This is a genomic window from Pedobacter jeongneungensis (assembly GCF_039538295.1).
Lineage (GTDB): Bacteria > Bacteroidota > Bacteroidia > Sphingobacteriales > Sphingobacteriaceae > Pedobacter > Pedobacter jeongneungensis.
Genome location: NZ_BAABBY010000001.1, coordinates 710,558 through 734,985 on the forward strand (window position 1 = coordinate 710,558; position 24,428 = coordinate 734,985).

Below are 24,428 nucleotides of genomic sequence, written 5' to 3' on the forward strand. Positions count from 1 at the left end.
GTATGAAAACCTTAAAATTGTTATGCTTAATGGCATTGGTTGGCGGAGCGGCTAATGCACAGGGTGTGAAATTTTCTGCCGATAAACCTGCAGCAGGAAGCACCGTTAAATTTACTTATGAGCCAAAAGGGACCAATCTTGAAAACCTGGCCGATGTTAAATGTACCAGTTATACCTTTTTTTCGAAATCTAATCCTAAAAATTCCAAAATTGAGCTCGTTAAAGAAGGTGACGTTTACAAAGGAGAAATTTCCACTCCGGATAGCGTTACCATAGTCGGACTTGCTTTTTCGGTTGGCGATCAGAAAGATGAGGCACCTGCCGGTTACATTTTAGAATTTACCAAAGCAGGGAAGGTACCGGCAGAAGCTTATTTAAACGAAGCCTTTCTATATGGACTTGCAGGAAATTATTACCTCGGACTTACCCTGGACCCTGAAAAAGCTGTTTCCTTATATAACCAGGCATTTGCTTTAAAGCCGGAACTGAAAAAGAAAAACCTAAACCAGTATCTTTCGCAGGAGTACAAAGCTGATAAGGACAATGGTACAAAGCTGATTAATGAGAATATTGCTAGTTTATCGAAAATAAAAGAGCCTAAGGAAGAAGATTTAAGCAGTATGACCGGTCTTTATTCGTTGTTAAAGAAAAAAGCACAGGCTGATTCGGTTAAAGCAATAATCCTCAAAAAATATCCTGCGGGAAATTACGCCTGGGGAGAAGAAATGAATGCACTTTACGGTACAAAAGATTTTGCAGCACAAGAGAAAAAAGCGACAGATATGATTGCCAGATTTAAATTCGATGCAGGCAAAAAAGCCGATGCAGAGAAGTTGAATTCAATTTATGGCATTTTAGCAAACGCAAGCATACAGGCAAAAAATACTGAAAAATTTGAGCTTTATTCGGGAAAAGTGACCAATAAACAAACTAAAGCTAATTTATATAACTCTTTTGCCTGGCCATCGGCTGAGAAGAATGAAAATGTAGAAGTAGCTACAAAATTTTCAAAACAATCACTTAACCTGATAGAAGAAGCTAAAAATGGTGATGTACCTGTTTATTTTGCTTCAAAAGATGCCTATTTGAAATCTTTGGATCAGTCTTATGGCATGTATGCCGATACTTATGCATTATTGCTTTATCGTGGTGGTAATTTTAAAGACGCCCTTGCTGTACAGGAAAAAGCTTTAACATTATATACTGCTGTACCACCAGATGTATCAACCCGTTACATCACTTATCTGGTTAAAGATGGTCAGAATGACAAAGCTTATACTGAAGCTGAAAAATTAATCAAAGATGGTAAGGCAACAGATTCCTTAAAAGCTGATTTTAAAAGACTTTATATCACTTTAAAGAAAGAAGGAACATACGAAACTTATATTGCCAATTTAGAAAAAACGGCATTAGAAAAAGAAAGAGCAGAGTGGACCAAAAAAATGATCAATATCCCGGCGCCTGCTTTCTCATTAACAAATTTAAAAGGCGAAAAAGTTAGTTTAGCCGGTTTAAAAGGAAAAATAGTAGTGTTAGATTATTGGGCAACCTGGTGCGGACCATGTGTAGCCTCTTTCCCGGGGATGCAAAAAGCACTGGCAAAATATTCAGGTAACCCCAACGTGGTATTTCTTTTTGTAAATACCTGGCAAACTGAAGATAACAGGGAAAAATTGGTTACCGATTTTATTGCTGAAAAGAAATATAATTTTAACGTGCTTTACGATACCAAAAATGCAAAAGATCCCTCAAAATTTGATGTAGTAAGCGCCTATAAAGTAGATGGAATTCCAACTAAGTTCGTTATTGATGGCGATGGAAACATCAGGTTCAAAGCCGTTGGTTTCTCTGGCTCGGATGATGGTGTGGTTAAGGAAATAGACGCCATGATCGGATTACTGGCTACTAAAGAATCGGGTAAATAACCAGGTCTTTTTATAATAATATGAACAAGAGTGACCGTCATTTCGAGCGGAGTGTAACGAAGTCGAGAAATCTACTACAGATTTCTCCCCGCCTGTACGCGCAGGCATTTCACCATGTTCCATTCGAGATGACGGTACTTTTATGACACGGTCAAATTCTTAATAATCTATCCGCATGGCAGAAGTTTCCCATAATTTAAATGCCGGTAAAGCTTCATCGCGCATCATTTGAATAACCGGAAGCGTTCTTTTTTCCATTGGTTTATCCAGTTCTTCGTAAATAAATTTGTCGCTAAAACCTATATTTTCTGCATCTGCCTTGGTATTTGCATAATAAATGGTGTTTATTCTTGCCCAATAAATGGCGCCTAAACACATGGGGCAGGGTTCGCAACTGGTGTAAATTACGCAGCCACTTAAATCAAAAGTATTCAATTCGGTACAAGCCAGCCTGATGGCAGAGACCTCTGCATGTGCCGTAGGATCGTTGGTTGAGGTAACTTTATTGGCCGATTTAGCAATTAATTTACCATCTTTTACCACCACTGCTCCAAACGGCCCTCCTATGCTTTCGCTTACATTTTGTACAGACAGATCGATTGCCATCTGCATATATTTTTGATGTTGATTCTCCATTTTATTTTTTAATAATTCCCAAGCCGCTAAAATCTAAAAATAACAGCACAAAAAAAATGCCCCGATTTTTGCGGGGCATCCTCATTTAAATATCTTTTCGCTTATTTTTTGCTGTATTCTGCGTTTAAGCCTTTAATTACTTCAGATGTTACATCTAAACTTTCGTCAGCAAATAAAATAGAACTGTTACCTTTTGAGTAAGTTAAAACCATTTTATAACCTTTTTCTTTAGCATAACCTTTTAAATATTGAGCAACTTTATCATACAATTTCTCATTTTCAGTAGCCTGCTCATTTTGTAAAGCACCACCTGCATTTTGCTGATAAGTTTGTAATTCCTGTTGTTTACGTGCTAAACGCTCTTCGGTACTTTTACGTTGATCGGCAGATAAGGTAGAAGCAGATTGTTGGTACTGAGCAACTTCTCTCTGAAAAGCCTGACCTTTAGCCTGCATATCTGCCTGCGCATTTTTGGTCTTTCCTTCAAATTTTACTTTAAGATCTTTAAAGTATTCATATTTCGTAAGTAACGAATCAGAGTTTACATACACAATTTTCTCAGTTGGAGAAACCGCTGCAGTAGTCTCTGTTTTTTTAGTTTCAGTAGTTTTAGTGTCTTTGTTCTGGCATGCAGAGAAAGCAGTTATTAAAGTTGCTGTTGCAAGTAAACCAAAGGTTTTAAAGGTTCTTCTTTCCATTATTGTTTAATAAATTTTAGCAAACTTATATAAATTAGTTTTTATATCCAATTTAAAGAAAGGCCTATTGCGGTGCGGGGTGCTTTGGCATTGAGCATTTAATTTACTCAACGCTAAGGGCCTAAGGCTACCACTCAATCTATTTGCTGTGTTTTGGAAAGCCAGGGCAGTGTTTCAAATGGTTGTTACTCCCGCTGTCTGCTTTATTTCATGTTCGCTTCCATCGGGTTTAAGTGGCACGGTTGGTGGTACTATTTAGGGTTGCAGGGCGGCAATAGCAGATTTCGAAACACCAAACGTTCCTACGGAACGAAAACGCCCATTTAACAATTGGGCTACCGGGGAATCGTTCCTACGGAACGGCACCGAGAGAGAATTACCTACAGCTTGTCCCGATTTTTCTGAAGATAGAAAGACTGCTGCAGACATAAAAATCCGTGTTTATCTGTGTGTATCTGTGGTCAAAAACATTCTGATGACTCTACAGTTAAGATGGCAGGCAATTTTTTAATTTATAATAAATCTTTCGAAAGAGAAAGGATGCGCACACATAAAAATCCGTGTTTATCTGTGTGTATCTGTGGTCAAAAACATCCCGATGACTCTACAGTTAAAATGGCAGGCAATTTTTTAATTTATAATAAATCTTTCGAAAGAGAAAAGGATGCGCACAAATATAAAATCCGCGTTTATCTGTGTGCATCTGTGGTTAAAAAACTCCCTGATGACTCTGCGGTTAAGATGGCAGACAATTTTTTGATTTATAATAAATCTTTCGAAAGAGAAAAGGCTGCTACAGACATAAAAATCCGTGTTTATCTGTTTGCATCTGTGGTCAAAAAAACACTTTAACAATTTTACTGTAATAACACGCAGTTATTGATTTATAATAAACCGTCCCGTTAGGGACGATTCCGAGGTAGAAAAAAAAATGAAATGTTTTTTTCGTTCCGTAAGAACGTTTAGTGAATAATCCGTTACTATTTACCATTATTTTAGCCACCTAAACCCAAAATGGATCCCGATGTAAATTCGGGAGTAATGTAAAGCGGAGAGAGACACGAATTTTAACACAGGTTTTGCTTTTCAAACCCCTTTTAATCCAATAGGAGAGGCTTTTGCGTCAATCTTTTAACAGCTCAAAACTTATCCACATATTAGTTTAAATGCCAAAATTTCCGTATTTTTGATACTTATTGTTTTTAATTAAAATATGAGCGAAGAACAGGATTTAAAGTCAAATTATTCGGCAGATAATATACAGGTTTTAGAAGGTTTAGAAGCGGTGCGTAAGCGCCCTTCAATGTATATAGGTGATACTGGTGTTAAAGGTTTACACCATTTGGTTTACGAGGTTGTAGATAACTCAATTGATGAGGCTTTGGCCGGTCATGCAGATACGATCGATGTCAGGATTTTAGAAGGAAACTCCATCAGGGTTGAAGATAACGGTCGTGGTATTCCAACCGGGATCAATAAAAAAGAAAATAAATCGGCGCTTGAAATCGTTATGACGGTTTTACACGCCGGTGGTAAATTTGATAAAGATACTTACAAAGTTTCCGGTGGTTTGCACGGGGTGGGGGTAAGTTGCGTTAATGCCTTATCTACCCATTTAAAAGCAGAAGTTCACCGCGAAGGTAAAATCTGGATGCAGGAATATAAAATTGGTGTTCCGCAGTACGATGTGAAAGAAGTTGGAACTACCGATAAACGTGGTACCATTGTAACATTTACTCCTGATGAAACCATTTTTACCCAAACTACCGAATACAAATACGATACCTTAGCTGGTCGTTTGCGCGAGTTATCTTTCTTAAATAAAGGAATTAAATTAACGCTTACCGATGAGCGCGAGAAACTGGATGACGGTTCTTATTTTTCGGAAACTTTCCATTCAGAAGGTGGTTTAAAAGAGTTTGTTGCCTTTTTAGATGATACCCGTACCTCTATTCTGGCAGAGCCAATTTATATCGAAGGGATTAAAAACGGTGTTCCGGTTGAACTGGCTTTCCAGTACAACGATAGTTACTCTGAAAATGTTCACTCTTATGTAAACAACATTAATACCCACGAGGGTGGTACGCACATTGCCGGTTTCCGCAGGGGATTAACCCGTACTTTAAAAAACTATGCCGATAAGGAAGGTTTATTAAAGAACGTGAAAATGGAAATCACCGGTGACGACTTCAGGGAAGGTTTAACCGCTGTTGTTTCGGTAAAAGTACAGGAGCCACAATTTGAAGGGCAAACCAAAACCAAGCTGGGTAACAGTGAGGTAATGGGATCTGTTGATGTTGCCGTAGGAGAGGCTTTGGGTAACTATCTCGAAGAAAATCCTAAAGAGGCTAAAATGATTATCAATAAGGTAATCTTAGCGGCTACGGCCCGTGCTGCGGCTCGTAAAGCACGCGAAATGGTACAGCGTAAGAGTGTAATGGGTGGTTCGGGTTTGCCTGGTAAACTAGCCGATTGCTCAGACAGTGATCCGGAAAGATGTGAGATTTACCTAGTAGAGGGTGACTCAGCGGGTGGTACCGCTAAACAAGGTCGCGATCGTAACATTCAGGCCATTTTGCCTTTAAAAGGTAAAATCCTGAACGTAGAGAAGGCGATGGAGCATAAAATCTACGAAAACGACGAGATCAAGAACATGTTTACCGCCATTGGGGTAAGTATTGGTACGCCGGAAGACAATAAAGCATTGAACTTAACCAAACTGCGTTACCACAAAATCGTAATCATGACGGATGCGGATATTGACGGGTCGCACATTACCACGTTGATTTTAACCTTCTTCTACCGTTATATGAGGGCCTTAATTGAAGCAGGTTATGTTTATATTGCTTCGCCACCACTTTATCAGGTTAAAAAAGGTAAAGAATTCGAATATTGCTGGACGGATGTGCAACGCGATGCGGCTGTACAACGTTTAAAAGGTGCCGGTAAAGAAGATAGTGTACATATTCAGCGTTATAAAGGTTTGGGTGAGATGAACGCAGAGCAATTGTGGGAAACTACTTTAAATCCTGCTACACGTACTTTATTACAGGCTACCATCGAAAGTGCTGCAGAGTGCGATCATACTTTCTCCATGTTAATGGGCGATGAGGTTGCGCCACGCAGAGAATTTATTGAGCGTAATGCAAAATATGCGAAAATTGATGCTTAACTCCTAAATCCCCTTAATGGGACTTTAATATACGAACCCTCTTCAAGTTAAAATCCTGAAGAGGGTTTTTTGTTGTGCATACGACGTTATTATCTGACTTCCTTGTAAAACTGAAAAAAAACAAAGCCATCCGATTCCGAATGGCTTTTGTCTTATTTATACACTATAAACCATAGATTCTTTTTATCCAAAAAGAAAACTAATGGCATTAACTAACCACCTCAAACTAATGAGATTATCTTAATGGCGGGATATTACAAAATGTAATAAGATCCAACCGGAGCCAGTTCTGTTTGTGGCTTGTCTTCGTATATTTTATTATCATCGAGCATTTGGCAAAGATCACGCTCAATGGTTCTGCAGATGGTTGTGGTTGGCGTATCCGTAGGTTTGTTCTCGAACGGATCCTGAAGATGAACAGCCATTTTTTCTACCAGTAAGAAGAATGCCGCAATAGCTACTACTAAAGGAACTTCCATATAACCAAAGTATTCAATCAGCCCGAAAGGCAACAATACGATAAACAAATGGATAGACATGTTGATGTACTTGCTGTAGGTAACCGGGAAAACAGTATTTTTAATCCTTTCCGATCCACCCATGTGGTTGCATAAACCCGTAATGGTTTTATCAATTTCTATCTGTTGGTATTTGTTGATCCAGCCTTCCTGCAGTGCCTTTTTCAAATCCATGGCATGTAGCTCGAGTATGGTGGCGGTTACATTCTTACGTTTTTTAATAAAAGCAATTTCTTCGGCGCTGATGTATTCTTCAAGGCCTTTTCTGGCATTAAAACCCCTTAACGATTGACTTAAGGCGTAACACCAGGCAATTTGCCGTTTAATAAAACGGGCCTTAAATTCTTCAATTTCATCCAGTCCATAAGGATTTTCTACGAAAGACAATATCTGGCGGGAGAGGGTTCTCGAATCGTTAACTATGGCGCCCCAAAGAATCCTCGCCTCCCACCATCTATCGTATGCCTGGTTAGAACGAAATGCCAGTAAAAGGGAAATGATCGTACCCAATAATGCTGGCACCGCCACAGGAATTGATATGCGGGTAACATGAAAATTTTCATATAAAACCACAATACCTATTGAGTAGCCTATCACAAACAGGACTTCTTTTTTGATCTTTCCGAATATATAGGTGAGCGGAATATTATTTCGTAACAGCATGATATAAAATTTTTATAGGTGTAATAATTAAGCGTTTGCTTCCTGCAATTGCGCTTCCTGTATTTTTGTGTCGATCAGGTTTTCTTTGCTGTGTACCATTAAGGCATTTAACTGGATCACCTCGCAACCTGCCCGTTCTGTTAAGATCTTAGGATCGATGCTGTATTTGTTGATCGGCGTAAAGGCATAGGCTTTTAAGTAAGCAATGCTGGATACCTCAAATGCTTCTAAGAAATTTTTGAAAGCGGCTACCGTACTTCCGTAAAAATATTCAATGCCAATGGTATTGATTTGCTTAGGGTATTTTGCCTTCGCTTTATTTAACTCCTGATAAAATTCGTCGCTAACATTTTCGTAATCGCGGCTGCGGCGACTCAGCATTAACATATCAGTAATAGAATCTGACAGTTTAAATGCATGTACAAAAATGATGTTTAAAGTTTCATTTGTCTGGTGCTGAACAAGCGCATCGATGATTTTAATGCTTTCTAATTTAAAATCGGTTGGTATTAATACTGTTTTCATGGCTATATCTTGTTTAAATGAACTGAACTATTATTTATACAAGTTTAGCGCGATGTTATTACAGCGAAATAAGAGCGGGATTAGAATGAGATTAGAGTGTACTCCTTTTTAGAATAGTAGGTAGTTTATTGGTTAATTAGCATTAGTTCATTTGTGCGGAAGTCGAAAGCATAGTTTCGATTGCTTGATTGATGAATTGTTATATTGTTGGGATTGATCTACAATTAACCAGTTTAAACATTTAACCGATTAACCCCATGTATGAATGATCAATTAGCAATAAACTAATCACCAATACCATTACAGTTTACAACTGGCAGTTTGCATTTACCAATGGCTAATAAACCAATGACTAATGACCAGTGACTAATAAACCAATCAACCTTTCGTAGGCAATAAAACTTTAATCTCCGTACCAACTCCTTCCTGCGATTTAATGGCAATACTTCCTCTATGCAGGCGTATGATGTTTAAAGACAGGGGTAAACCTACACCATAGCCTTTAAAATCGTTGGTGTTCGATGCCCGGTAAAAAGGCTCGAAGATATGCTGAATGTCGGTTTGCGGGATTCCGATGCCACGGTCGGTAACGGCGATAGAAAGCATATTGGCGTTACTTTCTATGCTGATGCTCACCAGATTTTCATTCGAATACTTGCAGGCATTGCTTACAATATTGCTGATGGCCAGTTTAATCAGGTTTTTATTTACCCTAAGTGAAAGTAATTCTTCATCATCAGGAAGTTTGCTAAAATCGATCTCAATTTTGCTGTTGGGGTGAACCTGGTTTACAGATTCTTTAATCTCCCAGAGCAATTCGTCCATGCGTACTTCTTCCCAGGGTTGGTTTTTACCGTTAAAGCCTGATTGTGCCAGGCCCAATAAACTCGTTAAAATATGTTCCAGTCTTTCAGCTTCATCTTTAATTTTAGATAAGGCCTTTTCCTGTTTTTGCTGATCATCGATGGTTTTTAAGGCCAGTTCCACTTCACCGCTGATAATGGTTAGGGGGGTTCTTAACTCATGCGAGGCATTGCTGATGAAATTGTTCTGCGTTTCGAAAGCGGTTTCCAAACGGTTAAGCATATTGTTAAAGGTTTGGGCCAATTGAGACATTTCATCGTTCCCGCTTTTAACATCCAATCGGAGGTGCAGGTTCTCCGCTTTGATTCTTTTTACACTTTTAATGATATTCCGGAGCGGCATTAACATGTAATTGGAAAATTTCCAGCCTACAACAAATGACAGGATAACAGAAAGGAAAAAACCAATAATCAGGATCCTTTGCAGGTCTTTTAATTCGCGGAAACCAAAAGGATCGTTGGCAGAAACCACTACAATGTATCCTTTGTCGGCGCTTTTGAAGAATTTTCCGGCATAGAAATGATTTTCAACCCTGTAGCGGGCCATATATCCCGCCTTTATCCGGTTGTAAAAGCTGGCGGGCAATTCCCTGTCAATTTTATTAATGGCTTCGCCGGCAAGTACTATGTATTCTTTTTCAGAAGGTAAACGTTCCAGGTATTGGTTGCGCAATTTTGCATAGGCGCTATTGTTGCCGTCTTCATACAATTTAATCTGTGCGGCAATGTTTACCCTGGCCTCTAAACGTTTATAAAAATCTTCGAAAGCAAACTCGTTAGAAAAATACCATACAAAACCACTTAACAATGAAATAATAACAGCCGATAATATGGCAAAAAGTAAAGTGATTTTTTTGGCGATCTTCATCTATTTTTCCTTCAATATATAACCTAAACCCACTGCAGTGTGAATGAGTTTCTGATCGGCATTTTTATCTATTTTCTTGCGGAGGTAATTCACATATACATCAACCACGTTAGTACCCAGGTTAAAGTCGATATCCCAAACATTTTCAAGGATATCAATCCGCGATAAAATCTTTGACCTGTTTTTGGCCATATATTCGAGCAGGCGATACTCTGTAGCGGTGAGGACTATTTCCTGCTGGTTCCGTTTTACGGTTTTAGCACTTAAATTGATTTGCAGATCGGCTACTGTAATAATCTGGTCTTGCGAAACCACCCCATGGTAACGCCTCAGCAACATTCTGATCCGTGCAAAAAGCTCAGCAAATTTAAAAGGTTTAATCAAATAATCATCTGCGCCATTATCCAATCCGTTAACTACATTTTCGGTTGTACCCAGTGCTGTAAGCATAATAATGGGCGTATTAGGTTTGTATTCTTTGATAATTTTACAGAGTTCCAGTCCGTTTATTCCAGGTAGCATGATGTCGAGGATAATCAGATCAAACTGGTTTTCCATGGCCATCTGTTTTCCGATTAAACCATCAGGGGCAATACTCACGGTAAAGCCCTCATCGCTCAGGCCTCTCGAAATTACGGAAACCACACTTGGTTCATCTTCTACAAGTAATAAATTCATTTGCTGGCAAGTAATCTAAAAAATAGCGAATTACAAAATCTTAAATGATTAATAGTTGATTTTTAACGCAAAGCCGACAGAATTGTTTGGTTGTTGAGGAGCTACGTATAAAAAGCCTCTCCAAAAAGGAGAGGCTTTTCATTTAGATTTCTCCGCTTCGGTCGAAATGACGATTAGCGTGGAATTGCGGAATGTTTTTACTCGTCTCGTCATCTCGACCGCAGCATGGCGGAGTGGAGAGATCTATCTAACAGATTTAGCTTCGCTGAACACTGTGTGGTTATCCGCTTCGGTCTAAATGACGATTGGTGTGGCTGGGGTTTCAATGGTTCATTAGCCATTGGTTCATTTGTTAGCATGATGCTGAAATAACACGAAAGAGACCCTTCGACTTCGCTCAGACTGACAATACAATATTATTGTGGCTAAAACGCTAAATCCCTTTCTCCGATTTTTCTTTTAAAGACTTTAATCCGTCTTCGAAATCTTTGCCAATCATATTGTCCATAAATAAACAAAACCATTTATTTATTATTCCTTTACTTTCACCACTCATGGTCCAGATTACTTTATTTCCGTTGGTTTCTTTTTCAATATCGAAACGGGTATCTGCAACACTTTCCATAGGTTTGATGAATTTCAATTCCATATCAACCATTTTATTGATTTCAACCTTATTGATTTTCATTTGTCCGTTGCCACTTTTTTTTCCGTTCCATTGGTACAGGTGGCCAGGCTGAGCGATATTTCCTGTAATGGTTACCTTAGCTTGCGGGTCCATTTTAGACCACGCGTTCCATTTATAAAATTCATTATAATCGGCAATGTTTTTATAGATTACACTATCCGGAGCATTAATTGTAATTGTCCGGTTAACAGAGTAGCTTTTTGGCAACAAAAAACTACCTGCAATAATGATTATAGCCAGTACGACAATAATGCCCAATAAGATTTTCAGGAATTTCATAATTGATTTAAGTTTGGTTACTTAAATTTATAAAGAAACCATTGTAAATCAAAGCAGAATTTTCTTAGCCGATTTTGATTTTCGGTTGGGGAGAATTGATCTTAAAATGCATCAGATCGGCAATAGACTGGGCTTTTTGTTTAATTAACCCGGCATTTTCACCTTCAAAAAGCGCATCAACAGTATGGAAGAAGATTGTTTTCCAGGCTTCAAATTGTGCCGTTTGCAGTGATACTTTATCATTCAAAGTAAAATGGACAAGCATTGGGTTGCCTTTGTAAGTGGCCTTGCCAAACAGGATACTTTCCCAAAAATCGTACATCCTGGGTAAGTGGTGTGCCCAATCTACTTTGGCAACATCGGTAAATATGGGGCCTATGGTCTGGTTAAGCGCAACATCTTTGTAGAAGGTATCTACTAAATGGATAATGTCGGTCCTGTTATTGATGTCCTTTTTCATAACCGGTTATTTATAAAGCCTTAAAACCATTTTGTCGTAATTGATTACTGCTTTATACTGCATTAAAATATCGCCCCCAATAATGCCCATAATGGGTGGGTGACCAAATTGCTGATAGGTGTCGCTTACCGATTGGAGATCGAAAGCAACTGTTTCATATGCTTTAATTTTTAAAGAACCGATTTTTACTTCAGGTATGGTAGCCTGGATGGTGGTTGTAGTGGTAAAAAGGGTAGCTGCATTAATCTCGTCTGATACCTGGAGCGTTTCAGACAGGTGTTTTTCAATTAAAGATTTATCAAACACGCTCCGCGATGCACCGGTATCGAGCACAACCAAATGCTTTTCTTTAAAAACAACAACTTCCAGCAAAAGGTGGAAGCCGTCGTCCTGTAAATTTATTAGTTTAAGCGGGATTGAAATTGATCTCATTATTAATATAGTGTCAATGCTGAGCAGCAGAGCATTTCTGTTGTGTTTGTATTTATCAGCCCTTCAACTATGCTCAGGGCGACCAAATGTTTAATTATAAAAAAACAGCCACGGAAGCACTGAATACACGGAATATCAATCTATTTCCGTGCTTTTGTGTTTCCGTGGCAAAAAATAAGCTGTAAATAAGTATTAAACCAGTTTCATTTCGGCCAGTACACTGTTCATGTTTCTCACTGCATCGGCGCTTTTGTTAAATGCTACCTGCTCCTCATCGGTTAATTTAAAATCGATGATTTTTTCCCAGCCGCTGCGGCCAATAATTACGGGTACACCTAAACAGATATCTTCTTGTCCGTATTCGCCTTCGAGCGAAACGCAGCAGGTAAACAGTTTTTTCTCGTCGCGTAAAATGGCTTCAACCAATGCTGCTCCGGCTGCGCCAGGTGCATACCAGGCCGAAGTGCCGATCAGTCCGGTTAAGGTAGCACCACCAACCATGGTATCAGCAGCAACTTTATCAAGTGTATCTTTATCCAGTAAATTGCTTACCGGTAAACTCTGGTAAGTAGCTAAACGGGTTAGCGGAATCATAGTCGTATCGCCATGACCGCCAATTACAAAACCCTGCAAATCGTTCGGGTTGCAGTTTAAAGCCTGCGATAAATAAAATTTGAAACGTGAACTGTCTAATGTACCGCCCATACCAATAATACGGTGTTTAGGTAAACCCAACGATTTTAAAGCCAGGTAGGTCATCGTATCCATCGGGTTACTGATTACGATAAAGATGGCCTCCGGAGAGAATTTTAAAATATTTTCGGCAACGCCTTTAACAATGCCTGCGTTAATGCCAATCAGTTCTTCGCGGGTCATTCCCGGTTTACGCGGCAGGCCCGAAGTAATTACCACCACATCAGAGCCGGCAGTTTTGCTGTAATCGCCTGTTACCCCCGTAATTTTGGTATCAAAACCTAAAAGCGTGGCGGTTTGCATCATATCGATTGCTTTACCTTCGGCAAAACCTTCTTTAATATCTAATAAAACAAGCTCGTTCGCTAATTCTTTGCGGGCAATATTATCTGCACAAGTGGCACCAACTGCGCCTGCGCCAACAACCGTTACTTTCATATATTATATTTTTAATGGTTTGCGTTTCGTTAAATATCCATCGAAGGTAGAAATAAATATAAGGTTTAAAAATGCTTTTCAAAACTTTATCTGGTTCTGAATATAGCTTTTCTGACTATTGATACTGGCGGGGACGCATTCGATACTGACTGGTTCGCGATCGATACTGGCGGGGACGCATTCGATACTGACTGGTTCGCGATCGATACTGGCGGAGTCGCAGTTGATACTGGCGGGGACGCAATTGATAGTGGAAGAGACGCAATCGATACTGGCGGAGTCGCAATTGATACTGGCGGGGTCGCAATTGATAGTGACGGGGTCGCAATTGATAGTGGAAGAGACGCAATTGATACTGGCGGGGTCGCAATTGATAGTGACGGGGTCGCAATTGATAGTGGAAGGGTCGCAATTGATACTGGCGGGGTCGCAATTGATAGTGACGGGGTCGCAATTGATAGTGACGGGGTCGCAATTGATAGTGACGGGGTCGCAATTGATAGTGACGGAGACGCAATTGACAGTGGAAGGGGATCATTGAATGCTGATCAGTTGATAGTGTAACTCAACATTTGCAAGGTATATAAAACTTTATTTCTGATCCGTTGGTTATTGAATTAAAACCTATTATCATGGAAAACAAACCCATTTCAAATATCGATTATAAAGCCTTTGAGGGTAAATGGTATTCTTTATACTCCATCCCGACCTTAATGGATAAACACTGGAAACAGACTACTGAGACTTATACCCTGGCCGATGATGATCATTTCGACGTGTACACCACCTATCATAAAGAAGGGAAACCGGAAGAAAAATCGATCACTTCCAAACTGTTTTTTGAGGAAGAAAAAGCGGACGGAGACATGAAAGCCCAGTTTTTATGGCCTTTTAAAATCGGTTACTGGATTATCGAACTGGCCGACGATTACAGTTATGTAGTGGTAGGGCACCCCGATGAAAAATACCTCTTTATTATGGCCCGGGAGCCTAAAATGGAAGCCGATTTATTGGTGCATATTATAGAAAGGTGCAGGCAGAAAGGCTATGACGTGAGTGAGCTGGTAAGTCAGGAGCATTTTTAACCTTTCCTTACCTGTTTCTTTAAACTTCGCAGGTTTTTTAAACCTGCAAGGTTTTTTTCTGCACTCGATGGTTCGTGTCTTCACGAACCATTTCTGAATCGAAGCACTGGCCTTGTTCAATAAACCCGATAGGAGCGGACATCCCGATTTTTTCTATCGGGATAAAGCGGATAGCGGGACTGAAGCCCGCCATGAAAAACCGAACCAATCATTTCCAGAAAAAAGAAAACTCTGGTGTTAAATAGTTTATCTTTTAGAAACGATAAAATCGTTTAGCTATTTATGCACTCGTTAATAAACGAGCGCAAACCCGCAGATTTGTTTGGTCATTTTTTGTTGATAAAATCCTGACAACTTCAACCCTCAAATTCCCTATTTTTGAAGAACCGTTATTATTCTACAACGGCTGATTCTTTACTGCACAATATGTACTTAATTTTTGATACTGAAACCACTGGTTTGCCCCGCAATTTCAATGCACCAATTACCGATACGGATAACTGGCCGCGTTGTATTCAGATTGCATGGCAATTACATGATGAGATGGGGAGATTGGTTGAACATCAGGATTATCTGGTAAAACCAGAGGGATTTAATATTCCTTACGATGCCGAAAGGATTCACGGTATTTCTACAGAGCTTGCTGCTGAGCAGGGAATCGGCTTTGATGAAATGCTTGCCAGGTTTAACGAAGTTTTAAACAAGGCAAAGTTTATTGTAGGCCAGAATGTTGGCTTCGATGTAAACATTATGGGTTGCGAGTTTCACCGTTTTGGTGTGGCCAACCGCCTCGCAGAGATGCCCGTTTTAGATACCTGTACCGAAGTTACCGCCCAGCTTTTGCAATTGCCGGGAGGTAGGGGTGGTAAATTTAAATTGCCAACCTTAACTGAATTGCACTCCTATTTATTTGGCGTTCCTTTTAATGAGGCCCACAATGCTACCGCCGATGTGGAAGCCACCACGCGCTGTTTCTTAGAGCTGGTAAAAAGAGAGGTTTTTAAAAAAGAAGAATTACTGGTTGATGTTGAATATTTCCCCCGTTTTAGGGAGGTAAACCCCGGACTTATTGAAGGGGCAGGTTTAAAGCACATCAATTTAAAAGCAGCATCTGACGAAATCCGTAAACGCCAGCAGAAAACTGAAGGTTCAGGGATTTCTAAACAGGAACTTGCAGGCAATAAACAGGAACTTGCAGCAGCAACCTTTGTGCACCTGCATAACCATACCCAGTTTTCGGTATTGCAGAGTACCATTAGCATCCCCGATTTGGTAAAAGCCGCAGCAGCACAAAAAATGCCTGCGGTAGCCATGACCGATCATGCCAATATGATGGGGGCTTTCCACTTTGTTAATAACGTTTTAAACCACAACAAAGCTGCCGAAGCTAAAAATGCTGCCGCAATAGAAGCCGGCGAGCGCCCAACTGAAGTGGTAATGACACCTATTGTTGGGGTAGAGTTTTTTGTTTGTAATAACCATTTAGACCGTACCGCAAAAGATAATGGGTACCAGATGGTATTATTGGCGAAGAACAAAAAAGGTTATCATAACCTGGCTAAAATGTCGTCGATTGCCTATACCAAAGGCTTTTATTACGTTCCGCGTATCGACAGGCAGGTAATTGAACAATATAAAGAAGATATCATTGTCCTTTCAGGAAACCTTTCCGGAGAGATTTCCAATAAAATATTAAACCTTGGCGAAAATCAGGCAGAAGAAGCTTTACTTTGGTGGAAAGCCCAGTTTGGAGATGATTTTTATGTAGAGGTAATGCGCCATAACCAGGAAGATGAAGACCGTGTAAACGAAACCTTAATTGCCCTGGCCAATAAACATGCTGTTAAACTGGTAGCGACTAATAATACCTATTACATTAATAAAAAGGATGCCAACGCGCACGATATTTTACTTTGTGTAAAAGATGGTGAAAAACAGGCCACGCCAATAGGCCGCGGCCGTGGTTACCGTTATGGCTTGCCAAACCAGGAATACTATTTCAAATCGGGCGATGAAATGAAGGCACTTTTTGCCGACCTGCCCGAGGCGATCCTGAATATTCAGGAAATTCTTGATAAAATTGAAATTTACAAACTTGCCCGCGAGGTACTCTTACCGAAATTCGATATCCCTGAAGAATTTTTAGTGGCCGAGGATGAAGAAGACGGTGGTAAACGCGGAGAGAATAAGTTTTTACGTCACCTTACTTACGAGGGCGCCAAAAAACGTTATGGCACGCTAACCCCTGAGGTTACCGAACGTTTGGATTTTGAGTTACAAACGATTGAGAAAACGGGTTATCCGGGTTATTTCTTAATTGTACAGGATTTTATTGCCGAAGCCCGCCGGAGGGATGTTTCTGTAGGTCCGGGACGTGGTTCTGCTGCCGGTTCGGTGGTTGCTTACTGCCTGTGGATCACGAATATAGATCCGATTAAGTACGATCTCCTTTTTGAGCGTTTCCTAAACCCCGATCGTGTATCCATGCCCGATATTGATATCGATTTTGATGACGAGGGCCGTGGCCGCGTAATGGAATACGTAATCAATAAATATGGTGCAAGCCAGGTGGCGCAGATTATTACCTACGGAACCATGGCGGCAAAATCTTCGATCAGGGATACCGCCCGTGTATTGGATTTGCCACTTTTTGAGGCCGATAAAATTGCCAAGCTGATTCCGAATATGAAGCTGGCCAAAATCTTTACACTCGACGAAAAGAGTTTAAAAGATGCACTACGCCCCGATGAATACGAACGGGTGGTGGAGTTGAAAAACCTCGGTGGATTAAAAGATTTAAGTGCCGAAACCATACAGCAGGCACAGATTTTAGAAGGATCGTTAAGAAATACCGGGATCCATGCCTGCGGGGTAATCATTACGCCGAGCGATATTACCAATTTCGTTCCCGTATCAGTTGCCAAAGATTCTGATTTATACGTTACCCAGTTTGATAACTCCGTTGTAGAAAGCGCCGGTTTATTAAAAATGGACTTCCTGGGCTTAAAAACCTTAACCCTGATTAAAGACACCGTAAAACTGGTAAAGAAAAGACATGGCATCGACCTCAATCCGGATAATTTCCCGATTGATGATATAATGACTTACGAGCTTTTCCAACGAGGCGAAACCATCGGTATTTTCCAGTACGAGAGTCCGGGCATGCAGAAGTACATGAAAGAGCTTAAACCAACGGTTTTTGACGATTTAATTGCCATGAACGCACTATACCGCCCGGGACCGATGGAGTATATTCCGAGTTTCGTACGCCGTAAAAATGGTGAGGAAGAAATTAAATACGATTTAGATGCCTGCGAAGAATACCTGAAAGAAACCTATGGTATTACCGTTTACCAGGAGCAGGTAATGCTTTTATCGCAGAAACTGGCCGGATTTACCAAAGGTGAGGCCGATGTATTGCGTAAAGCAATGGGTAAGAAACAGAAAGACGTTCTGGATAAAATGAAACCTAAATTTGTGAAGCAGGCTGCAGAGAAAGGCCATGATGCGGCAACTTTAGAAAAAATATGGAAAGATTGGGAAGCTTTTGCATCCTATGCTTTCAACAAATCGCACTCTACCTGTTACGCCTGGATTGCTTACCAAACTGCTTATTTAAAGGCACATTACCCTGCCGAATATATGGCGGCCGTACTATCCAACAACATGAGTGATATTAAACAGGTGGCTTTCTTTATGGAAGAATGCCGCCAGATGAGTGTTACCGTATTAGGCCCTGATGTAAACGAATCTGATCTTAAATTCTCGGTTAACGCTAAAGGTGAAGTCCGTTTTGGAATGTCGGCCGTAAAAGGAGTGGGCGAAAAAGCGGTAGAAAGTATTATCGAAGAACGGAATGGCAACGGTCCTTATGCCAGTGTTTACGATTTTGCAAAACGTTCCAACACCCGTATTGTAAATAAAAAAGCATACGAGAGTTTTGTGTACAGCGGTGCATTTGATGCCTTTGGAGGTCATAGGGCACAGTATTTTTATATCGGCCCGAACGATAAGATGAATGGTATCGAGAAAATTATCAAATATGCCAACGATTTCCAGAATAACGAAAGCACCTCGCAGGCTTCGTTGTTTGGTGGTTCTAAAGCCGATCTGATTTTAGAGCCAAGTTTGCCGGTTTCGCCGGAGTGGGCCTTAATGGACAGGTTGAAATATGAAAAAGATGCCATCGGGATTTTTCTTTCCGGTCACCCGCTGGATAATTATAAACTCGAACTCGATAAATTCTGTACCCATGGTGTCAGGCAGCTCAGCATCATTAACAAGGTGCGAATGGGCGATAACAACGAAGAAGTTTTGGCCGAATTTGAAAAACTGAAAAACCGCGAGCTTTGTGTTGGTGGTTTGGTGGTAACGGCATCGCAACGGATTACCAAAACAGGGAAACCTTTCGGAACTTTTGTGTTCGAAGATTATGATGATGCCAGCGAAATGGCTTTATTTGGTGAAGATTTCCTCAAATTCAAATCATTTTTAACTGAAGGATATTTCTTGCAGATTAGGGGTAGGGTGGGCGAACGTTTTGGAAAAGCCGGCGATTGGGAGTTTAAGATTACCGCAATCAACCTCATGTCCGAACTGCGTGATAAACTTGCTAAAAGTTTAACCATCCAGGTACCGATTGAACGTGTTAACGATCAGCTGATGAGGGAAATCGAAGCCATATTAGCAGACAATAAGGCAAATTCCGAGCAGCAGAACTGCCAGCTTAACTTCGCCGTTTTTGATAGCGAAAAACAGATCATGCTCGATTTACCCTCGAAAAATTTAAAAATAAACCCCAATAACAAGTTCTTAGAACAATTGATGGGAATGAATGTTGTAAATTATAAGCTTAATTAGGCATAGGGCATAGTGTTTAAAGCATAGAGGCTTAAAATTACACTATGCACTAAGCTCATTACCCTATGCCTCTCCCTCAAAATAATGTCAAATTGACATTATGGATGTTATGGCATTACAATTGAATACATATATTTGAACATAAAAAAAATAATTATGGCATTAGAAATCACAGATGCAAACTTCGAGGAGCTTGTATTAAAATCAGATAAACCCGTATTAGTAGATTTTTGGGCAGAATGGTGTGGCCCTTGTCGCATGGTTGGTCCGGTAGTAGAAGAAATCGCTAAAGAATATGATGGTAAAGCGGTAGTTGGAAAAGTAAACGTTGATAACAACCCTCAAATTTCGATGCAGTTTGGTATCCGTAACATCCCTGCTTTATTATACTTTAAAGATGGACAAGTAGTAGACAAACAGGTTGGTGCAGTTCCAAAATCAATTTTAGCAGGTAAATTAGACAAGCAAATCGCTTAAATAAACGTTGAAGGCGAAAGGTAGAAGGTTTAAGGAAACCCAAAGCTCAGAACTTCACTAATAATATTACAAAAACCCAGGTTCATTTGATGGATTTGGGTTTTTTATTGCAAACATATTTTTGTTTCTTTAATAAAAAACTAACAATCATGTCTATTAACTTATTTAGCAATAAAACTTTAGGGGTTTTAGTAGCAGGTTTGGCCCTAAACTGCGCAAATATTGCCTGTGTATCGGCGCAAAACCCTGTTGAAACCAACGAACCTTCTGCTGATTATAAACCTGCCTTTGCCGGGCAAACCCGTATTGCAGGCATAAAAACCAAAACCCCTCTTGATATTACGGTCATCAACGAAAAGCTCGAAAATCCATGGGCAATCTCGGTACTTCCCAATGGAGGTTTCCTGATTACTCAAAAACAGGGCACCATGGTAATCCTTACTCCGGATGGAAAACTGAGTAAAAAAATTACTGGTTTACCCAAGGTAGATCCTTCTGGTCAGGGTGGCTTACTGGATGTAACTTTAGATCCCAACTTTGCCAAAAACAGGATGATTTACTGGGCTTATTCAGAGCCTCAGGATAAAGGCGTTTTATTGGCCATTGCCAAAGGTAAACTGGCCGCAAACGAAACTTCGATCGAAAACCAGACCATTATTTACCGTGCTACACCTGCTTATACGGGCAAGCTTCAATACGGATCGAGAATTGTATTTGATAAAAACGGTAATTTATTTGTAAGTACCGGCGAACGTTCGGGTAACGACATCAGGATCCAGGCGCAATATTTAAATTCTTCATTAGGAAAAATTCTGCACCTTACAACCGATGGGAAAGCGGTTGCCAATGGTCCGTTTGCTGGCAAAGCCGATGCCAGACCCGAAATTTATGCCTACGGACTCCGTAATCCGGATGGTTTGGCCATTAACCCGTTAACAGGCGATTTATGGGAAGCCGAATTTGGTCCTAAGGGTGGCGATGAAGTAAACATCATTAAACCGGGTAAAAACTATGGCTGGCCAATTATCACCTATGGAACAGAATACAGCGGTAAAAAAGTTGGCGACGGCATTCAGCAGAAAGAAGGCATGGAACAGCCGGTTTATTACTGGAATCCAAGTATCTCGCCTGGTTGTATCGCATTTTACAATAGCAGCAGCATCGCCGAGTGGAAAGGGAATTTATTTGTAGGCGGTTTAGGCGGTTCGCACATTATCCGTCTGGTAATTAAAGACAATAAAATTGTGGGTGAGGAAAGATTATTAGAGGGTAAAGGCGAACGTTTCCGCGATATGGCCGAAGGTAAAGACGGAGCGCTTTATTCGGTAACGGATAACGGACATTTGTACAGGATAGCTAAGAAGTAATTAAGTCTAAACCTATCAGGTTTCCGAAACCTGGTTTTTTAAAATATTAATCCCGGACTCTTAATTGAGTTCGGTTTTTTTTTGGGAAATGAGGGGGCAGTTTTTCATAGGGATGATCAGTCCCGCTCTTTGCTAAATTCCGATGAAAAATCGGAATACCGCTGCCGATCGGGTTTATTTATTACGGTTAGCAGTACAGAGGCAGCCACCTTGATAAAAGATCCGATATTTAAAAAAATAAATATGAAACAACTTCTTATATTTTTAATCTGTATTGTTTGTTATAATGACAATGGTTTTGCTATTGAGAAGAATCCGCCCAAATTTTCAATAGATACTTCCGCTATTATCAAAAAAATAAAATCAGACTTTTTAGCTATTAATAAACAGTTGAGTCTCTATAAAAAGAAAAAAAGACCCGCTTTCGGATTCTCGGCAGAAGGTGGAGAAGTATCAGGTTATTACGATAAAAGCAATTTAAAAAAGATTCATAGTATTTTTTACGGTGAAATGGGAAAAACTGAGGCAGATTATTACTGTAACAACAAAAGGTTATTTTTTTTATATAAGAAAGAATTTTCTTATGATAAACCTATGTATCTGAAAGATTCAAAGGTAAAGAAAACAATTGAAACGCGCTATTATCTTAATGGCGATAAAGTAATTAAAAGTATAGCACAGCCTGGTACATCTTTAATGTTATCATATGATGAAATAAAAGAAGAATTTGAGCAAATAATAAATATTTTAAATGAAAAATAGGTCTTCGGAGCGATAGGTTTTGCGTTAAGGATTGTAGGGGTTCAGTACCAATTCTTCATTGGTACCGGAGCTAAGCGGAGCCCTGAAAAGCCTGACCCTTTCCCGTATTTCACGGGATTAGGGGAACGCCCAAATCAGTTTGCAGTTTACAATTTTCAGTGGGCAGTTGGCTCTTGGCAATTTGACGATGCTCTGGCCTTTGAAACTTCGGAAGTCTTGGCTTTTTAATAAATCTTTTATTAGCTTTACCATATGCATGCGGTAAACTACGAGAACGAAACAAGCTATGGTAATTTAGAATTGCTTGCACAGCAAGTGGTAGAAGGCTTTATTACGGGTTTGCATAAAAGTCCGTTTCATGGCTTTTCAGTCGAATTTGCAGAGCACCGCCAATACAATAATGGCGATAATGTTAAAAATATCGACTGGAAATTATACGCCAAAACCGATAAGCTTTACAGCAAACGTTTTGAGGAAGAAACCAACCTGCGCTGCCAGTTTGTAATTGATGTTTCCTCATCAATGTATTTCCCGGAACCGAAAAATAACAAACTGATTTTCTCGATACAAGCTGCAGCATCTTTAATGTACCTGCTAAAGAAACAGCGAGATGCTTTCGGATTGAGCTTATTTACGGATGAAATTTTATTAAACTCTCCGGCAAAATCGACTACGGTTCACCAGAAATATTTATTTACCCAGCTGGAAGAACTGCTGCATAAACCAAAGGTAAATGCACAAACTAATTTAAGCGAAGCCCTGCACCAGGTGGCAGAGTTGATCCATAAACGTTCGCTGGTGATTATTTTTAGCGATCTTTTTAATACGCAGACCAGTGCCGATAAAACCGATGAATTTTTTGATGCTTTACAACATTTAAAATTCAATAAACATGAAGTAGTGGTTTTTAACGTGGTTGATCAATCAAAAGAGGTAGATTTTAATTTTGAGAACCGGCCATACCAGTTTATCGATATGGAAACCGGAGACACCATAAAAGTGCATACCAACCAGGTAAAGGAAAATTACACCGCAGCTGTTTCGAGCTACCGACAGCAGATTGCCTTAAAATGTGCCCAATATAAAATCGATCTGATTGATGCTGATATGAACGAAGGATTTTATCCTGTTCTCCAGTCTTATTTAATCAAAAGGCAAAAACTAGGATAAACTTTTATCCCCAAACCACAAACAACAGGAAGGGTACACTGTTAAATTAATAAACGATTTAAATTTAAACTCGATAATATGTTAGAAAAAGGCGCTACAGCACCAGATTTCGAATTGAATGCTACTCCCGATCAAAAAATAAAACTTAAAGATTTTAAAGGTAAAAACGTGATCCTGGCTTTTTATCCGGCCGACTGGAGTCCGGTTTGCAGCGACCAGATGGTTCTTTATAACGAAATGCTTAAATATTTCAGCAAGTACGATGCACAGATTTTCGGGGTTTCGGTTGATAGCGTTTGGTGCCACCTCGCTTTTGAAGAAAACAGGAAATTACATTTTCCATTACTGGCCGATTTTGAACCAAAAGGTGCAGTTTCAAAAGCCTATGGCGTGTATGATGAAGAAGTTGGAGAAAGCAAAAGAGCGCTTTTCGTAATTGATAAAGAAGGAAAAATTGCATGGAGTTATTTATCACCTTTAGCGGTTAATCCGGGTGCCGATGGCATTTTGGATGCATTGGAAGAATTAAGCAAGAAATAAAAGATGAGCACATTAAAACCCGAAATAAACGATCAGGACCATATTCAAGGTGATGATTCGGCAAGTATCACTATTGTAGAGTTTGGTGATTATCAATGTCCGTATTGTGGTGATGCCTATCCCATTATGAAAGAAATTGAGGAAACATTTGGTCACCAGATTAAATTTATATTCCGTCATTTTCCTTTGGCCAATGCGCACGAATTTGCTTTTCCGGCTGCTATCGCCGCAGAAGCTGCTGCCTTACAGGGCAAATTTTGGGAAATGCACGATGCCCTTTACGAAAATCAATACCGCTTAAATGGCGAGTTATTCGACGAACTGGCCGAAACAATCGGTTTGGATTTAGAGCAGTTTCAGAAAGACAGTGCCTCAGAAGAAATTAAAACTAAAATAGAAGAAAATTTTGACAGCGGGATGCGCAGTGGTGTAAACGGAACACCATCATTTTATGTAAACGGAACCAAATTTGATGGCGGAGCTACAGATTTGTACCAAATGCTTAAAGAAAGTGCGGAGTAAATATTCGTCATCTCGACTGAAACGCAGTGTAACGGAGAGATCTATCTCGGGATAGATTTTGCTTCGCAGAGCCTCCGGGTTCTCGGCTTCGTTGCACTTCGCTCGCAAT

At 39.9% G+C, this 24,428-nt stretch carries 22 protein-coding genes; 12 read left to right on the forward strand and 10 right to left on the reverse strand.

What is annotated here, in order from left to right:
* Nucleotides 1-2: 2 nt before the first annotated feature.
* On the forward strand, nt 3-1,925 hold the full coding sequence (locus tag ABD769_RS03150) for a TlpA family protein disulfide reductase (protein WP_344849327.1): 1,923 nt from the start codon (nt 3-5) through the stop codon (nt 1,923-1,925).
* A 159-nt stretch (nt 1,926-2,084) separates the two neighbouring features.
* On the opposite strand, the gene ABD769_RS03155 is transcribed toward ABD769_RS03150, so the two are convergent.
* Nucleotides 2,085-2,561 (reverse strand): nucleoside deaminase, encoded by a 477-nt coding sequence (locus tag ABD769_RS03155; protein WP_344849329.1) that lies wholly within the window; start codon nt 2,559-2,561, stop codon nt 2,085-2,087.
* A 101-nt stretch (nt 2,562-2,662) separates the two neighbouring features.
* Nucleotides 2,663-3,259: an OmpH/Skp family outer membrane protein gene (locus tag ABD769_RS03160; protein ID WP_344849330.1), complete on the reverse strand. Its 597-nt coding sequence runs from the start codon at nt 3,257-3,259 to the stop codon at nt 2,663-2,665.
* Nucleotides 3,260-3,751: 492 nt separating this feature from the next.
* Here ABD769_RS03160 and ABD769_RS03165 point away from each other — a divergent pair, with 492 nt between their 5' ends.
* Nucleotides 3,752-4,111 carry a hypothetical protein gene (locus tag ABD769_RS03165; protein ID WP_344849331.1) on the forward strand — a complete coding sequence of 120 codons (360 nt, stop codon included), beginning with the start codon at nt 3,752-3,754 and terminating at the stop codon, nt 4,109-4,111.
* A gap of 361 nt (nt 4,112-4,472) precedes the next feature.
* On the forward strand, nt 4,473-6,431 hold the full coding sequence (gyrB, locus tag ABD769_RS03170) for a DNA topoisomerase (ATP-hydrolyzing) subunit B (protein ID WP_344849332.1): 1,959 nt from the start codon (nt 4,473-4,475) through the stop codon (nt 6,429-6,431).
* Nucleotides 6,432-6,685: 254 nt separating this feature from the next.
* On the opposite strand, the gene ABD769_RS03175 is transcribed toward gyrB, so the two are convergent.
* The 8 genes from ABD769_RS03175 to mdh form a co-directional block, all read right to left on the reverse strand.
* The gene (locus ABD769_RS03175; RefSeq protein WP_344849333.1) at nt 6,686-7,612 is read right to left on the reverse strand and encodes a bestrophin family protein; all 927 of its coding nucleotides are present in this window, start codon (nt 7,610-7,612) and stop codon (nt 6,686-6,688) included.
* A gap of 27 nt (nt 7,613-7,639) precedes the next feature.
* Nucleotides 7,640-8,137 carry a hypothetical protein gene (locus tag ABD769_RS03180; RefSeq protein WP_344849335.1) on the reverse strand — a complete coding sequence of 166 codons (498 nt, stop codon included), beginning with the start codon at nt 8,135-8,137 and terminating at the stop codon, nt 7,640-7,642.
* A gap of 378 nt (nt 8,138-8,515) precedes the next feature.
* Nucleotides 8,516-9,868 (reverse strand): sensor histidine kinase, encoded by a 1,353-nt coding sequence (locus ABD769_RS03185; protein WP_344849337.1) that lies wholly within the window; start codon nt 9,866-9,868, stop codon nt 8,516-8,518.
* On the reverse strand, nt 9,869-10,546 hold the full coding sequence (locus ABD769_RS03190; protein WP_344849338.1) for a response regulator transcription factor: 678 nt from the start codon (nt 10,544-10,546) through the stop codon (nt 9,869-9,871). It abuts the gene before it with no gap.
* 433 nt (nt 10,547-10,979) lie between these two features.
* A complete protein-coding gene (locus tag ABD769_RS03195) occupies nt 10,980-11,513 on the reverse strand; it encodes an SRPBCC family protein (RefSeq protein ID WP_344849340.1) in 534 nt (177 codons plus the stop codon).
* Between the two features lie 64 nt (nt 11,514-11,577).
* A complete protein-coding gene (locus tag ABD769_RS03200) occupies nt 11,578-11,973 on the reverse strand; it encodes a group III truncated hemoglobin (RefSeq protein ID WP_344849343.1) in 396 nt (131 codons plus the stop codon).
* A 6-nt stretch (nt 11,974-11,979) separates the two neighbouring features.
* Nucleotides 11,980-12,405: an aspartyl protease family protein gene (locus ABD769_RS03205; protein ID WP_344849345.1), complete on the reverse strand. Its 426-nt coding sequence runs from the start codon at nt 12,403-12,405 to the stop codon at nt 11,980-11,982.
* Nucleotides 12,406-12,597: 192 nt separating this feature from the next.
* Nucleotides 12,598-13,536, reverse strand: a complete 939-nt coding sequence (gene mdh, locus ABD769_RS03210) for a malate dehydrogenase (protein WP_344849347.1) — start codon at nt 13,534-13,536, stop codon at nt 12,598-12,600.
* Nucleotides 13,537-13,870: 334 nt separating this feature from the next.
* Here mdh and ABD769_RS24985 point away from each other — a divergent pair, with 334 nt between their 5' ends.
* The 9 genes from ABD769_RS24985 to ABD769_RS03250 all read left to right on the forward strand — a co-directional run bounded on the left by ABD769_RS24985 (nt 13,871) and on the right by ABD769_RS03250 (nt 24,319).
* The gene (locus tag ABD769_RS24985; RefSeq protein WP_425568846.1) at nt 13,871-14,077 is read left to right on the forward strand and encodes a hypothetical protein; all 207 of its coding nucleotides are present in this window, start codon (nt 13,871-13,873) and stop codon (nt 14,075-14,077) included.
* A 91-nt stretch (nt 14,078-14,168) separates the two neighbouring features.
* Nucleotides 14,169-14,621: a lipocalin family protein gene (locus ABD769_RS03215; protein WP_344849349.1), complete on the forward strand. Its 453-nt coding sequence runs from the start codon at nt 14,169-14,171 to the stop codon at nt 14,619-14,621.
* Between the two features lie 426 nt (nt 14,622-15,047).
* Nucleotides 15,048-19,481 carry a DNA polymerase III subunit alpha gene (gene dnaE / locus ABD769_RS03220; protein WP_344849536.1) on the forward strand — a complete coding sequence of 1,478 codons (4,434 nt, stop codon included), beginning with the start codon at nt 15,048-15,050 and terminating at the stop codon, nt 19,479-19,481.
* Between the two features lie 156 nt (nt 19,482-19,637).
* Entirely contained in the window at nt 19,638-19,958 is a 321-nt protein-coding gene (gene trxA / locus ABD769_RS03225; protein ID WP_344849351.1) for a thioredoxin, read from the forward strand.
* Nucleotides 19,959-20,107: 149 nt separating this feature from the next.
* Nucleotides 20,108-21,325, forward strand: a complete 1,218-nt coding sequence (locus tag ABD769_RS03230) for a PQQ-dependent sugar dehydrogenase (protein ID WP_344849353.1) — start codon at nt 20,108-20,110, stop codon at nt 21,323-21,325.
* 243 nt (nt 21,326-21,568) lie between these two features.
* On the forward strand, nt 21,569-22,087 hold the full coding sequence (locus ABD769_RS03235; protein ID WP_344849355.1) for a hypothetical protein: 519 nt from the start codon (nt 21,569-21,571) through the stop codon (nt 22,085-22,087).
* A gap of 252 nt (nt 22,088-22,339) precedes the next feature.
* Nucleotides 22,340-23,257 (forward strand): DUF58 domain-containing protein, encoded by a 918-nt coding sequence (locus tag ABD769_RS03240; protein WP_344849357.1) that lies wholly within the window; start codon nt 22,340-22,342, stop codon nt 23,255-23,257.
* A 78-nt stretch (nt 23,258-23,335) separates the two neighbouring features.
* Nucleotides 23,336-23,797, forward strand: a complete 462-nt coding sequence (locus tag ABD769_RS03245) for a redoxin domain-containing protein (protein ID WP_344849359.1) — start codon at nt 23,336-23,338, stop codon at nt 23,795-23,797.
* Between the two features lie 3 nt (nt 23,798-23,800).
* Nucleotides 23,801-24,319 (forward strand): DsbA family protein, encoded by a 519-nt coding sequence (locus ABD769_RS03250; RefSeq protein ID WP_344849360.1) that lies wholly within the window; start codon nt 23,801-23,803, stop codon nt 24,317-24,319.
* The last annotated feature ends 109 nt before the right edge of the window (nt 24,320-24,428 follow it).

Bases quoted from the DNA above. Each gene is read 5' to 3' on its own strand.
- ABD769_RS03150 (WP_344849327.1), top strand. From the start codon at position 3: ATGAAAACCTTAAAATTGTTATGCTTAATGGCATTGGTTGGCGGAGCG.
- ABD769_RS03155 (WP_344849329.1), bottom strand. From the start codon at position 2,561: ATGGAGAATCAACATCAAAAATATATGCAGATGGCAATCGATCTGTCT.
- ABD769_RS03160 (WP_344849330.1), bottom strand. From the start codon at position 3,259: ATGGAAAGAAGAACCTTTAAAACCTTTGGTTTACTTGCAACAGCAACT.
- ABD769_RS03165 (WP_344849331.1), top strand. From the start codon at position 3,752: ATGGCAGGCAATTTTTTAATTTATAATAAATCTTTCGAAAGAGAAAGG.
- gyrB (WP_344849332.1), top strand. From the start codon at position 4,473: ATGAGCGAAGAACAGGATTTAAAGTCAAATTATTCGGCAGATAATATA.
- ABD769_RS03175 (WP_344849333.1), bottom strand. From the start codon at position 7,612: ATGCTGTTACGAAATAATATTCCGCTCACCTATATATTCGGAAAGATC.
- ABD769_RS03180 (WP_344849335.1), bottom strand. From the start codon at position 8,137: ATGAAAACAGTATTAATACCAACCGATTTTAAATTAGAAAGCATTAAA.
- ABD769_RS03185 (WP_344849337.1), bottom strand. From the start codon at position 9,868: ATGAAGATCGCCAAAAAAATCACTTTACTTTTTGCCATATTATCGGCT.
- ABD769_RS03190 (WP_344849338.1), bottom strand. From the start codon at position 10,546: ATGAATTTATTACTTGTAGAAGATGAACCAAGTGTGGTTTCCGTAATT.
- ABD769_RS03195 (WP_344849340.1), bottom strand. From the start codon at position 11,513: ATGAAATTCCTGAAAATCTTATTGGGCATTATTGTCGTACTGGCTATA.
- ABD769_RS03200 (WP_344849343.1), bottom strand. From the start codon at position 11,973: ATGAAAAAGGACATCAATAACAGGACCGACATTATCCATTTAGTAGAT.
- ABD769_RS03205 (WP_344849345.1), bottom strand. From the start codon at position 12,405: ATGAGATCAATTTCAATCCCGCTTAAACTAATAAATTTACAGGACGAC.
- mdh (WP_344849347.1), bottom strand. From the start codon at position 13,536: ATGAAAGTAACGGTTGTTGGCGCAGGCGCAGTTGGTGCCACTTGTGCA.
- ABD769_RS03215 (WP_344849349.1), top strand. From the start codon at position 14,169: ATGGAAAACAAACCCATTTCAAATATCGATTATAAAGCCTTTGAGGGT.
- dnaE (WP_344849536.1), top strand. From the start codon at position 15,048: ATGTACTTAATTTTTGATACTGAAACCACTGGTTTGCCCCGCAATTTC.
- trxA (WP_344849351.1), top strand. From the start codon at position 19,638: ATGGCATTAGAAATCACAGATGCAAACTTCGAGGAGCTTGTATTAAAA.
- ABD769_RS03230 (WP_344849353.1), top strand. From the start codon at position 20,108: ATGTCTATTAACTTATTTAGCAATAAAACTTTAGGGGTTTTAGTAGCA.
- ABD769_RS03235 (WP_344849355.1), top strand. From the start codon at position 21,569: ATGAAACAACTTCTTATATTTTTAATCTGTATTGTTTGTTATAATGAC.
- ABD769_RS03240 (WP_344849357.1), top strand. From the start codon at position 22,340: ATGCATGCGGTAAACTACGAGAACGAAACAAGCTATGGTAATTTAGAA.
- ABD769_RS03245 (WP_344849359.1), top strand. From the start codon at position 23,336: ATGTTAGAAAAAGGCGCTACAGCACCAGATTTCGAATTGAATGCTACT.
- ABD769_RS03250 (WP_344849360.1), top strand. From the start codon at position 23,801: ATGAGCACATTAAAACCCGAAATAAACGATCAGGACCATATTCAAGGT.